Source organism: Rhodanobacter sp. C03 (assembly GCF_002001175.1).
GTDB lineage: Bacteria > Pseudomonadota > Gammaproteobacteria > Xanthomonadales > Rhodanobacteraceae > Rhodanobacter.
Map to the genome: position 1 here is coordinate 1,240,434 of NZ_MUNT01000001.1, position 11,454 is coordinate 1,251,887.

Annotated in this window: 14 protein-coding genes; 9 read left to right on the plus strand and 5 right to left on the minus strand. The window is 62.2% G+C overall.

Annotation, left to right across the window (positions count from 1 at the left end; all coding sequences use genetic code 11):
• Nucleotides 1–166 precede the first annotated feature (166 nt).
• Both B0E48_RS05295 and B0E48_RS05300 read left to right on the plus strand, forming a co-directional pair.
• Nucleotides 167–550 carry a metalloregulator ArsR/SmtB family transcription factor gene (locus tag B0E48_RS05295; protein ID WP_077516545.1) on the plus strand — a complete coding sequence of 128 codons (384 nt, stop codon included), beginning with the start codon at nt 167–169 and terminating at the stop codon, nt 548–550.
• Complete coding sequence (locus B0E48_RS05300; protein ID WP_077516547.1) at nt 547–1,683, plus strand: SRPBCC domain-containing protein; 1,137 nt, start codon at nt 547–549, stop codon at nt 1,681–1,683. The genes B0E48_RS05295 and B0E48_RS05300 overlap by 4 nt, the downstream gene beginning before the upstream one ends.
• A 54-nt stretch (nt 1,684–1,737) precedes the next feature.
• Here the strand turns inward: B0E48_RS05300 and B0E48_RS05305 are convergent, their stop codons facing one another.
• The gene (locus tag B0E48_RS05305; RefSeq protein WP_077516549.1) at nt 1,738–3,684 is read right to left on the minus strand and encodes a CocE/NonD family hydrolase; all 1,947 of its coding nucleotides are present in this window, start codon (nt 3,682–3,684) and stop codon (nt 1,738–1,740) included.
• 235 nt (nt 3,685–3,919) lie between these two features.
• Nucleotides 3,920–4,348, minus strand: coding sequence for a helix-turn-helix domain-containing protein (locus B0E48_RS05310; RefSeq protein ID WP_343124592.1), 429 nt, complete (start codon nt 4,346–4,348; stop codon nt 3,920–3,922).
• A gap of 104 nt (nt 4,349–4,452) precedes the next feature.
• Here B0E48_RS05310 and B0E48_RS05315 point away from each other — a divergent pair, with 104 nt between their 5' ends.
• The 3 genes from B0E48_RS05315 to dsdA all read left to right on the plus strand — a co-directional run bounded on the left by B0E48_RS05315 (nt 4,453) and on the right by dsdA (nt 6,977).
• Nucleotides 4,453–5,016 carry a hypothetical protein gene (locus B0E48_RS05315; RefSeq protein WP_077516551.1) on the plus strand — a complete coding sequence of 188 codons (564 nt, stop codon included), beginning with the start codon at nt 4,453–4,455 and terminating at the stop codon, nt 5,014–5,016.
• Complete coding sequence (locus tag B0E48_RS05320) at nt 5,013–5,462, plus strand: nuclear transport factor 2 family protein (RefSeq protein ID WP_077516553.1); 450 nt, start codon at nt 5,013–5,015, stop codon at nt 5,460–5,462. The genes B0E48_RS05315 and B0E48_RS05320 overlap by 4 nt, the downstream gene beginning before the upstream one ends.
• Nucleotides 5,463–5,615: 153 nt before the next feature.
• The gene (gene dsdA, locus B0E48_RS05325) at nt 5,616–6,977 is read left to right on the plus strand and encodes a D-serine ammonia-lyase (RefSeq protein ID WP_077516555.1); all 1,362 of its coding nucleotides are present in this window, start codon (nt 5,616–5,618) and stop codon (nt 6,975–6,977) included.
• A gap of 126 nt (nt 6,978–7,103) precedes the next feature.
• On the opposite strand, the gene B0E48_RS05330 is transcribed toward dsdA, so the two are convergent.
• Entirely contained in the window at nt 7,104–8,006 is a 903-nt protein-coding gene (locus B0E48_RS05330) for a hypothetical protein (protein WP_077516557.1), read from the minus strand.
• Between the two features lie 235 nt (nt 8,007–8,241).
• On the opposite strand from B0E48_RS05330, the gene B0E48_RS05335 reads away from it, so the two are divergent.
• The gene (locus tag B0E48_RS05335; protein ID WP_077517014.1) at nt 8,242–8,952 is read left to right on the plus strand and encodes a hypothetical protein; all 711 of its coding nucleotides are present in this window, start codon (nt 8,242–8,244) and stop codon (nt 8,950–8,952) included.
• Nucleotides 8,953–8,998: 46 nt separating this feature from the next.
• On the opposite strand, the gene B0E48_RS05340 is transcribed toward B0E48_RS05335, so the two are convergent.
• Together B0E48_RS05340 and B0E48_RS05345 are read right to left on the minus strand one after the other, a co-directional pair.
• The gene (locus tag B0E48_RS05340; protein WP_077516559.1) at nt 8,999–9,364 is read right to left on the minus strand and encodes a hypothetical protein; all 366 of its coding nucleotides are present in this window, start codon (nt 9,362–9,364) and stop codon (nt 8,999–9,001) included.
• Entirely contained in the window at nt 9,361–9,891 is a 531-nt protein-coding gene (locus B0E48_RS05345) for a polymer-forming cytoskeletal protein (RefSeq protein ID WP_077516561.1), read from the minus strand. Before B0E48_RS05345 ends, B0E48_RS05340 begins: the two co-directional genes overlap by 4 nt.
• 173 nt (nt 9,892–10,064) lie before the next feature.
• On the opposite strand from B0E48_RS05345, the gene B0E48_RS05350 reads away from it, so the two are divergent.
• Genes B0E48_RS05350 through B0E48_RS05360 form a run of 3 tightly spaced genes read left to right on the plus strand, consistent with a single transcriptional unit; the run spans nt 10,065 to nt 11,400 of the window.
• Nucleotides 10,065–10,529, plus strand: a complete 465-nt coding sequence (locus tag B0E48_RS05350) for a helix-turn-helix transcriptional regulator (protein ID WP_077516563.1) — start codon at nt 10,065–10,067, stop codon at nt 10,527–10,529.
• Between the two features lie 29 nt (nt 10,530–10,558).
• A complete protein-coding gene (locus B0E48_RS05355; RefSeq protein WP_077516565.1) occupies nt 10,559–10,972 on the plus strand; it encodes a VOC family protein in 414 nt (137 codons plus the stop codon).
• Nucleotides 10,969–11,400: a DUF1801 domain-containing protein gene (locus B0E48_RS05360; protein ID WP_077516567.1), complete on the plus strand. Its 432-nt coding sequence runs from the start codon at nt 10,969–10,971 to the stop codon at nt 11,398–11,400. The genes B0E48_RS05355 and B0E48_RS05360 overlap by 4 nt, the downstream gene beginning before the upstream one ends.
• Nucleotides 11,401–11,454: the final 54 nt, after the last annotated feature.

Below are 11,454 nucleotides of genomic sequence, written 5' to 3' on the forward strand. Positions count from 1 at the left end.
TTGTAGCGAAAGCAAGGGCTCCGGTGAGACTCTCTCGAAGCGCGTCGATTGATGGCCTGGTCGCAGCCATCCGTTCGGCCATGGAAAGTGCGAGAAACAGTGCGTCTTCACGAGTCGCCATGCGAAGGCACTTGACTATCGATTAACCAAGTGGTTAATTGAAGGCATGGCAAATACCGACGATCCACTGTCCATCACCTTCGCTGCGCTGGCCGATCCCACGCGCCGTGCCATCCTGGCCCGCCTGACCAGGGGCGAGGCCACGGTGGGGGAATTGGGCGAACCGTTCGACATGTCCGCACCAGCGATCTCCAAACACTTGCGGGTGCTGGAAGGCGCGGGGTTGATCGCGCGGGAAGTGGATGCCCGCTGGCGTATTTGCCGTCTCCGGGCGAAGCCCATGCACGATGCGCACGATTGGCTGGAGGCGTATCGCCGCCATTGGGAAGGCAACCTGGATCGACTGGTCGAATTTGTTGAGCGAACCCATCGCGCCGAGGCAAGGAAAACCGCCAGAGGCGCACCGCGTGCACCGAGGAAAAAGCCATGACCACCCAAGCCGCAACCTTCGAATTGGAAATGACCCGCTTCATCCGCGCACCGCGCGAGAAGGTCTTCGAAGCCTTCACCGATGAGGCCGCCATGTCGGCCTGGCATTGCCCGCGTGGCCTCCACGTTGGCGAAGTCAGTGCCGACGTGCGTGTCGGCGGGCGCTATCGCATCACCATGGTGACGAGGGACGGCACCGTGCACGGCACGAGCGGCATCTACCAAGTGATCGAGCGCCCTTCATTTCTCGCCTACACCTGGACATGGGATGGCGAAGGCGATGTGGCGGCACGTACGTCGCTCATTGAAGTCACGCTGACCGAGAAAGACGGCGGCACGCACCTCCATATGCGCCATACGGGCTTCCCCGATGCCGCGGTGCGCGACGATCACTACCAGGGTTGGACCTCGGTCTTCAACCGACTGGTGGACTACCTCGATCCCGAGGGCACGGCAGGCAATGTGGTGGTGGTGGGCAGCCCGATCAGCCCCTATACGCGCGCCGTGTGCATCGCGCTGGCGGAGAAGGGCGTGGCGTACACGCTGAAGCCGCTGGCGCCGCATGTGCCTGACGTTGACGCCATCCATCCGTTCGGTCGCATACCCGCGATGTATGACGGCCCGCTGCAGTTCTACGAAACGCGGGCGATCCTGCGCTACATCGACGAAGCTTTCGATGGACTGAGCCTGATGCCCACGAGCGGCGTCACGTCCCGTGCCCGTGCCGAACAGTGGTACAGCGCGATGGATGACTACGGCTACGATGCCATCGTCAAACGCTACGTATTGCAGTACATGTTCCCGTCGGGCGAGGGTGGGCAGCCGAACCGCGCGATCATCGACGCCGCCTTGCCTGATATCGAGCGCGTGTTGGCTACGCTCGACGCGGGCTACGGCAAGCGCGACTTCCTGGTGGGCAACGCGCCGTGCATCGCCGATTACCTCGCCGCACCCTTGCTGTACTCGTTGTCGAAGATGCCGGAAGGCCCGGCGCTGCTCGCCAGGTATCCCAACGTGCAACGTGCGCAGGCGGTGATGCAGGCGCGGCCCAGCTTCATCTCCGCCGAGCCGGATCTTGCAGGCAAGGGTGAAGCGTCCAACGTGACGCCGCTGCGCAAGGCGAATGCGGCATAGCGAAGCAGGCGGGCGAGCAACGCCGGTCGTGGCGTTGCTCGCCCGCTAACCGGGTCAGTCGTTGGCAGTTGAGCCCGCCACCACCGGCAACAGCACGGCACTGCGTCCATCCGGCCCGTGCTCGATCGTCACCGTCGCCTTTTGGTAGTCCGACGGTTTGGCGAACAGGATGTTGGGCACGTACGTCTGCGGGTTGCGGTCGTAGAGCGGGAACAGACTGGACTGGATCTGCACCATGATCCGGTGGCCGGGCTTGAACTCGTAGTTCACCGTGGGCAGGCGGAATTTGTATTCCTGCACCTGGTTCGCCGGAATCGGTGAAGGGTCGGCGAAGCTCTTGCGATAGCGCCCGCGGAAGATGTCGAGCGAGACCGGCAGCTCGTAGCCGCCCATGGCGGGATCGGTGGGATCGGTGCCGGGGTAGACATCGATCAGCTTGACCACGAAGTCGCCGTCGGTGCCGGTGGTGCTGGCGAAGAGGTCGGCGATCGGTGCGCCTTCGAGCCGCACGGTCTTGCTCAGCACCGGCGTGGTGTAGGTCAGCACGTCGGGTCGGTCCACCACGAAGCGCTGATCGTGGACCAGCCAGGTGCGCCAGCGATCCTCGTTCTGGGTCGGGATTGGGCGTGGCAGATAGGGCACGGGCTTGGCTGGATCGGCGACGTAGCTGTCGCCGCCGCCGTTCGGCGGCTCGAAGCCCAGACCCATATCGGCCTGCAGGTAGAGCGGGGTGAGCTGCTGATCGCTTGCCACCTTCCAGTCGGCGAAGCCGTCCCAGTGCTGCTCGACCGGGTTGTAGATCATCGCCTCGGGCAGCGGCTTGGGCAGCGGCGTGCCGCGCAGGTAGTGGTTGAACCAGGGGATCATCACGTTCTGGCGGAATTGCGCAGTGGTGTTGCCGGGCCACTTGAGCGGTCCCATGTTCCAGCCGTCACGGTTGATCTGGCTGTGCCACCAGGGGCCCATCACGAGGTGGTTGTTGGCGCCGTGGCCGGCTTGCTTGAGCGCTTCCCAGGCATGCACGGCGCCGTAGATGTCCTCCTGATCCCACAGGCCTTGCAGCCACATCGTGGGGACGTCGGAGGGATGCGCGACGAGCAGCTTGTCGAGCGCCTGGAGCTGCCAGAAGGCATCGTAGGCGGGGTGTGCCGAGAAGCGGCTCCACCAGGGCAGCTGCCTGAAGCCGCTGGCCTCGGCATAGGCGCCGGCCGAGCCGGCGTCGAGGAAGTTGGTGTAGTCGTCGTAGTTCGCGCGCGGGATGCCCTCGCCTTCGCCCTTCTTGCTCGTCTGGCCGCTGAAGTAGTCGAGGTTCACCTGGCGCAGGGCGCCGTAGTGGTACCAGTCGTCACCCATCCAGCCATCGATCATCGGGCTTTCCGGCGCGGCGGCCTTCAGCGCAGGGTGCGGGTGGAGCAGTGCCATGGCAACCGTCCAGCCATCGTAGGACGAGCCGATCATGCCGACGTTGCCGTTCGATTCCTTGATGTTCTTCACCAGCCAGTCGATGGTGTCCCAGGCGTCGGTGGTGTCGTCGGTGGTGGTCGGGTTGAGCGGCCCCATCGGCGGGCGCGTCATGATGTACTCGCCTTCCGAGCCGTATTTGCCGCGGACGTCCTGCCAGACCAGGATGGCGCTGCCGTCGGCCCAGTCCTTGTCGCCCGACCACACCGCGTCAGCCATGTGCGGGCTTTTGTTCGGCATGAAACCGCTGGCGTTGTAAGGCGTGCGCTCGAGCAGCATCGGCAGGCTGTGCGCATCCTTCGGGATCAGCAGCACGGTGTGCAGCTTCACGCCGTCGCGCATCGGGATCATGACTTCGCGCTTGACGTAGTCGAAGTTGCCCTGCGGCTGCTTCCAGTCGGCCGGAATGTCCGACGCGGTCTGGATCATGTCGGGCGTGACCTTCGAGGTATCGGAGCCCGCTGCGGGTGCTACAGGCGAGGCGACTGAAAGGAGGCAGGCGAGCGAAACGAGCGCCGAGGCCAGGGCGGCTTTTTTCATGTGCAGAGGGTCCTCTTGGGGGAGTCAGCAATCCTTGATGGCTGCCGTTTGCCACTATGGGAATGTTCGCAGGGATTTTGCAACCGTGCACAAAGAGGGATTGAATGGAACAAGTGCGCTCGCCGAGCGAACCGCTGCGCTCAAGCGCAGCAAATCAGGGGGCGAAATTCCGCTGCGAGGCGGCATGTATCCATTGGCGAGTATGAGGCGACGACGTACGTGATGGTTGCCGTCACTAGCGCTGGATGATCAGACCATCCTCAAGTGACCGAACTGCCATGCAGCTCATCTCGCCTTGCGCGTTCCCGCTCGCTGCACGGGTTCTCTCCAGATGCCTTGCGCCCCACACCTTGACCGCTTCGAGCATGGGAAGAACTGAATTTCCATACTCGCTCAACGAATAGACCACGGGCGCCGGAATGGCTCCCGTGCTTCGCCTGGTGATGATGCCATCTGCCACCAGCTCGCTTAATTGCTGCGTCAGAACTTTTTCGGAAATGCCATCCGAAACGTCATTCAGCTTTCTGCGCAACGCAGCAAAGTGCCGCGGCGTTTCGGCAAGCCAGTAGATGATCGTCATCTTCCACTTGCCGCCAATCGCCGCCCATGTCGCCGTCAAGGGGCAGTTGTGGACGAGATTTCGTCGAGCCAAGTAATTCATCATTACCTCAAGGTACGTTCTGGTGCGGGCAGCACAGCTTCTTTACGCTTGGCCTTGTCAATTCGCAAGTCGGCACGCCAGTGCGATCGAACGAGTTCGGAGGCAACATGCGTTTTGTACCTGTGCTTGCAGTTTGGGTGGTGAGCATTTTGCTATGGCCGAACGGCGGAATGTCTCAGGGCCTTGCTCAAAAGCCGGCCATCGACGGAAGCCACGATTTCGATTTCGAAATCGGTACCTGGAAAACCCACATCCATCGGCTACTCAACCCTCTGGCCGGTTCTCATCAGTGGGTGGATTACAACGGCACCTCGGTGGTGCGAAAGATCTGGGGCGGCAAGGCCAATCTGGTCGAACTGGAAGTCGATGGTCCAGCGGGACACATCGAGGGTGTCAGTGTTCGCCTCTACGACCCTCAGTCTCATCAGTGGAGCTTGAACTACGCCACGAGTCGCGGCGGCGCATTCAGCGTTCCGACCGTAGGCGAGTTCAAGCATGGGCGTGGCGAGTTTTACGACGAGGAAGCGATCAACGGGCGCATGGTGCTGGTCCGTGACGTATTTCTTGACATCACCCCCACCTCCGATCGCTTCGAGCAATCCTGTTCGGCGGATGGCGGGAAAACCTGGGAGCTGAACTGGGTTGCCACGGACGTCCGGCTTGATCCATGACGCTCGCCAAGGCCCCGCAAATCATGAAAAGAATCCTGGCTTCTGTCCTGCTTGCTGTCTCGTTATCGACCTTTGCGGGTACGTTGCCACCCGCTTTGGTGCAAACGATCAAAGCCTACGAGCAGGCGCAAACACACAACGACGTTGGCACCTTGAGCGCGCTCGTATCGGACGACTTCATCCTGGTGAACTCGAACGCGTCGGTCGAAGACAAGCGGCAGTTCCTCGCCGATTTCAACCTTCCGGGATTCAAGATCGACCCTTATGCGATCGAGGAAAGAATTGATCGTGCGTGGAGCGGTGGTGCAATCACCGGTGGACTTCTAAACCTCAGATGGACGCAGGACGGCAGGCATCAGTCGCGGAAGCTGCGCATCGTGTACGTATGGGAAGAGAGAGGCGGTCGGTGGCAAGCCGTCTATGCGCAAGTCACGCGTGTTCCATAACGGCGTGCGAAACCGGGACGCCTCGGTATGTCCTCGCTTACCCGGCAGACTTGAGTACGTCGCCCCGTTTTGACTGGCACACCCTGACACCCTTCCGTTTTTTTGACACCATCCATGCCTCTCACAGCTTTCGACTGTCCAAAGAGGCGGGTCATGATTTCCGGAAGAGCACTTGAAAGCTGGTACGCCAGCCATCCGCTGATTCGCGAGCTGGTCGCGCTGCGGGAAACCAGCTGGTTCAATCCCGCGGTGGCTCCGGTCGCGGAGTCGATGGCTGATGTGGGATTGACGGCGGCAGACGTCGCCGATGCCAGTGCGCGATTGACGCGTTTTGCTGCCTACCTCCGGCGCGTGTTTCCGGAGACGGAAGCCAGCGGTGGCATCATCGAGTCGGACGTTTGCCCTTTGCCCAAGCTGCATGCGTTGCTGGGCGAGCGCTACGGTCGGACCTTGGGCGGATCGCTGTGGCTCAAGCGGGACAGCCATCTGCCGATTTCCGGCTCGATCAAGGCACGCGGCGGCATCTATGAAGTGCTCAAGCACGCCGAGGATCTGGCGTTGGCGAGAAAGTTGGTGAGGCTTGACGACGATTACGCGGTGCTGGACAGCGACAAGGCCCGGGCCTTCTTCGGCCAATACAAGATAGCGGTCGGCTCCACCGGTAACTTGGGCTTGTCCATCGGCATCATGGGTGCGGCGCTGGGCTTTCAGGTGACGGTGCACATGTCCGCGGATGCGCGGCAATGGAAGAAAGACATGTTGCGCTCGCGCGGCGTGACGGTCATCGAGTATGTATTCGATTACAGCGTGGCCATTGCCGAAGGCCGCAAGCAGGCCGAGCTCGATCCCGCCTGCCATTTCGTCGACGATGAAAACTCGATCAACCTGTTTCTGGGCTACGCGGTCGCGGCCGAGCGACTGCAGAAGCAATTGGCGGAAGCCGGTATAGCCGTGGATGCGCAACATCCACTCTTCGTCTATTTACCCTGCGGCATCGGTGGCGCACCTGGTGGCGTGGCCTTCGGCCTGAAGCTGGCCTACGGCGATGCGGTTCACTGCATTTTCGCCGAGCCCACGCACTCGCCGTGCATGTTGCTGGGCGTCTATACCGGCCTGCACGACGCGGTAAGCGTGCAGGACTTCGGCATCGACAACATGACGGCGGCCGATGGACTGGCGGTTGGGCGCGCTTCGGGTTTTGTCGGGAAAGCCATGCAGCGTCTGGTGGATGGCTACTACACAGTCAGCGATGAGGAGATGTACAGCTTGTTGGCGCTGATGGAGCGCAGCGAGGGTGTGCGCCTGGAACCGTCTGCGCTCGCCGGCGTGCCGGGCATCGCCCGAGTTCATGGTGAACAGGGCTATCTGATTCGTGTTGGCCTGGACAGCCACGCCATGGCGCAAGCCACCCATCTGGTCTGGGCCACCGGTGGCAACATGGTGCCGCCAGATGAGATGCAAACCTATCTGGACAAGGGCCGCCGGTTACTGGCGAAGGATTCAACCGCAGTGTGAGATGCGTTGATTCCCGGGGTAGGGTTTCCGCAAAGAGCTGATCGGGCCAGCGCAGAGACAATTGTTTCGGGCGCAAATGACGAAGGCGGCCGAGGCCGCCTTCGTATGGGAGTGAATGACGCCAGATCAGGCGGCGAGCGCCGGCGCCATGCCGGTCACGCTGTCGTCGCCACACACATCACGCCACAGGTGATACATCACCCCGAACATTACCGTGAACATCACCAGGAACAGGGCGATATAAAACGGGACGATCACCACGAGCACGAGCCAGGAGCTGATGAGCTTGGCCAGCAGGGCGAGCAGCATGATCACGATCACAAGGACGATGGTCACGGCAATCCAGGCAAGAATGGAGGTCAGCGCGAATACGAGTAGCGGCAATACGTTCTTCAGCGCGCCGATCATGCCGTCGCCGATGGCACCGAACACGTTGCGGCGGCGCAGCGCGACCTGGCCAAGGCTGATCGCATAGAAACCCATCATGAAAAGGCCGAGCACCATGAACAGTGCGATGGTGAGCCCGAAGCCGTCGGGCAACGCCGTTGGCGGCGGTTGATGGTTGGCCTGTGCAGTGAACGCTTGCATGTACCAGCTGGCGACGCCACCTCCCGTCGCCGCGATGACGATACCGAACATGGCGACATAGACCACAATGATCGCCAGTCCGTAGCCGATCAGGCGCAATGCTTCGCCTTCGCGATAGGGCTTGAAGATGTCGAGTGCGCGTGCCGGCAGCCCACGCTCGGCTGCATCGACCACTTGCAGATAGCCCGCGTAGAGCGGCACGGTCAGCAGACTGAGCAGCATGGAGACCGCCATGATCCAACCGAAGGCGGCCGGGCTCAACGGCGTGCCTGCGTTGATCGCGTGGAATTGCAGCGGCATCGTGATCAGCGACGGCAACAGGCACACCACCGCCAGGAAGGCTGCCCCTCCGAGCAGTGGCTTTGGATGGCGGAAGCCTACGCTGAAGCCCTTCGTCAGCCAGCCAAAGCCGGCCGACGGTCCCCTGGATCGTGTCGTCATGGTGTTGCTTCCCTGATGATCGGCGCCCCCGCGCCGTGCAGGCCGAGCATAGCGGGTAGCGGCCAATGCGTGGAGAGCTGACCGGCTCAGCGCCCCTTGCAGGAGGCTTGGTCTGGAGAGGGGCTTGACCCACTTGTAATGATGCGCGGTTCCGATCGAGTGTCGATTTCGCTCTATCTTGTTCGTCGTGGAAGAGGTTCTCTCACTGGCGCCTTATCCGATCGGGAGAAATGAGATGAAGCAAGATGCCGGCCGCTTGAAGATTGGCGTGGTGCTAAGCCTGCTTTTGGCCATAGCCGTTGCTGATAGTTCGGCAGCTAAAAATCCGCAACCTGCCTATCCGAGCATGGCGCCGCTATCCCAATACCTGATGGCGGATCGCGATGCGGAAATCGCATTGGCGCGAAGCGCGGCGCCCAAGGCCATTTCCGCGGAAGCCACGATCCTCGTGCTCGGGCCGCATGGCTATGTCACCGCGGTCGAAGGCAAGAACGGCTTTGTATGCATGGTCGATCGGTCCTGGTCTGCACAGTTCGATTTTCCGGAATTCTGGAATCCCAAGTTGCGTGGACCCACCTGCTTCAACCCGCAGGCGGCACGATCCATCCTGCCGATAACCTACAAGAGGACCGAGCTGGCTCTCGCCGGACAATCCAGGAGTCAAATCATGGAAGGCATCAAGGCTGCACTCGCCAGCAAGCAGTTGCCACCGCTGGAACCTGGCGCGATGTGCTACATGATGTCGAAGCAGGGCTACCTGAATGATGGCGTGGGGCACTGGATGCCTCACCTGATGTTCTATGTGCCACTTGAAGCGGACTGGGGTGCCGACTTGTCAGGCTCTCCGATCATGCTGAACCCGCAGTTTCAGGTTCCCGAGAAAATAAGAGTGTTCATGGTTTCGGCCGGCAAGTGGTCTGACGGAACGCCCGCGCCGGCGATGTAGCGGCAGCGGCGCCGCCCCGCGTTAGCGGCTGAGAGTGCATGTGGCATCAATGCCATGTGTTGCGCTTGCCGCCCGCGCTGGCGGGGTTCATCTCGACGCTCAGGGTAAAGGTACGTTGTTCGTCCGGCTGCATGGCGCCGACGCCCACCAGCTTGCGCGCGATCTCCTCGCCGCGTTCGTTGCGGATGGTCAGCACCATCGAGTATTCCCACGCACCGCTGTCGGCGGGATTGCGAAAGCTGCCTTCCACGCGCAGCGGCACGGACGCTGGCGCTTTGGTAGCGCTGGTGGTCTCACTGAAGCGCAGCTTGTGGCGACAGGCGGGACACACTTCCGCACTTTCCAGGATGGTCTCCCGGCAGTGCGGACAGGTGCGCGTCGCCCCCGCCGCGCCCGAGTTTGCGCTGGTCACGAAGCTGTGCCGTTGTGTCCCTGGGTCTTGTGCGCGCTGCTGCCGTCCTTCGCGTCGTCCCAGCCGAACTCGGCCTGGCCGCGCATGCGCGAACCTGCCGCCACGCTGAGCGAGCCTGCCTTCAGGTCGCCGGTCAGCGCGCCGCTCTGCTGCAATTCCACGTGCGCCGCGGATTCGATGTTGCCGATCAGTTCGCCCGCGATGATGACCTTCTCGGCGCGCACGCTGCCGGTCACCTTGGCGCCTTGCTCGATGGTGAGGTCGCCGCGCACGTTGATGTCGCCCTTGAAGCTGCCGGCGATGCGCACATGGCCCGCACCTTCGATCTTGCCCTCGATGGTGATATCGGGCGCGATCAGCGATTCGGTCTTGGGCTTGCCCTGCGCAGGCGTGGGCGTGGGGCGGAATGCGGGCTGCACTGGCGTTTGCGCTTCGGGTTTCGTGTCCGGGATGCCGAGGCGCGCCAGGTCCATGGCTTCGGGCGTTTCGGCAGCGGAGGTCTTGACGGGTTCTTTCCACAAGGCCATGGCGGGACTCCAGTTCTGTCAGACGGAGGGTCAGCCTACCCCCCAAACGGCATGCAAAAACGGGGTCAGGGTCACTTACCTGCGCAAAAGCAGGGTTAGGTTCAGGTTCGCTTCCTAATTGGCTGTTTGTTATGGACTTGAGCACTCAGGCGCCAAGTGGGACGATCACTCAGATGACGAGCAAACCACCCGCTGCACAGCACCTGCGCGACCTCGCGCGGTTGCGTCGCGTGCGTGACCGGATCGATCGGGAATACGCGCAGCCGCTGGACGTCGAGGCACTCGCCTGCGGCGTGCACATGTCGGCCGGGCATCTCAGCCGCCAGTTCAAGCTCGCCTTCGGTGAGTCGCCCTACAGCTATCTGATGACCCGGCGCATCGAGCGCGCGATGGCGCTGCTGCGTCGTGGCGACCTCAGCGTCACCGATGTCTGCTTCGCGGTCGGCTGCGCATCGCTGGGCACCTTCAGCACGCGCTTCACCGAGCTGGCTGGAGTACCGCCCAGCGTGTATCGGCGTGACGCGGCGGCCGCGACCGCGGGCATGCCATCCTGCGTGGCGAGACAAGTGACGCGACCGGTCAGGACGCAACCGATCAGGAATGGAGAAGCGCAGAACACCGAGCCGGATCTAGCATGACGGCTCCACTCACATCGAGCACGACGACCATGGATATCAATATTCACGCGAGCTTTCTTCCGCAAACCGACCCGGACGCCTCGCTGGCGTTCTATCGCGACACTCTGGGCTTCGAGGTGCGCAACGATGTCGGCTACAACGGGATGCGCTGGATCACGGTCGGGCCGCCCGACCAGCCCGGCACGTCCATCGTCCTGTATCCGCCGGCCGCCAGCCCAGGCGTCACCGATGACGAGAAACGCACTATCACCGAGATGATGGCCAAGGGCACCTACGCCATCATGCTGCTGGCTACCAAAGACCTCGACGCCGCCTTCGAGCGGATCCAGGCCAGCGGCGCCGAGATCGTCGAGGAACCGACCCAGCAGCCGTACGGCGTTCGCGACTGCGCTGTGCGCGATCCCGCGGGTAACCTTCTGCGCGTGCAGGAGCGACGCTCATGAAGAACGAGAAGAGCGGCGCGAAAGAAGCAAGCTCAGGCGACGCTCCCTCCAAGCTGATTGATGCGCGGATCAAGGAACTCGGCGATTGGCGTGGCGAGACGCTCGCCCACGTTCGCGCGATCATCAAACTAGCCGTTCCCGACGTGGTCGAGGAGTGGAAGTGGCGAGGGGTTCCGGTGTGGTACCACGGTGGAATGATCTGCACCGGCGAGAGCTACAAGAACGCCGTGAAGATGACCTTCGCCAAGGGCGCCTCATTGGAGGATCCGTCAGGCCTCTTCAACTCCAGTCTCGACGGCAACACCCGGCGCGCCATCGATTTCCACAAAGGCGACAAGATCGATGAAAAGGCGTTGAAGGCGTTGATTCGCGCCGCAGCGGCATTGAATGCGTCTGCCGGCAAGAAAGTTGCCAGGGGCAAGTCTTGATTTAGTCGGTCAGACTGCCATCGCATTCGCCAAATTGTTCCTGACTTCGCGATC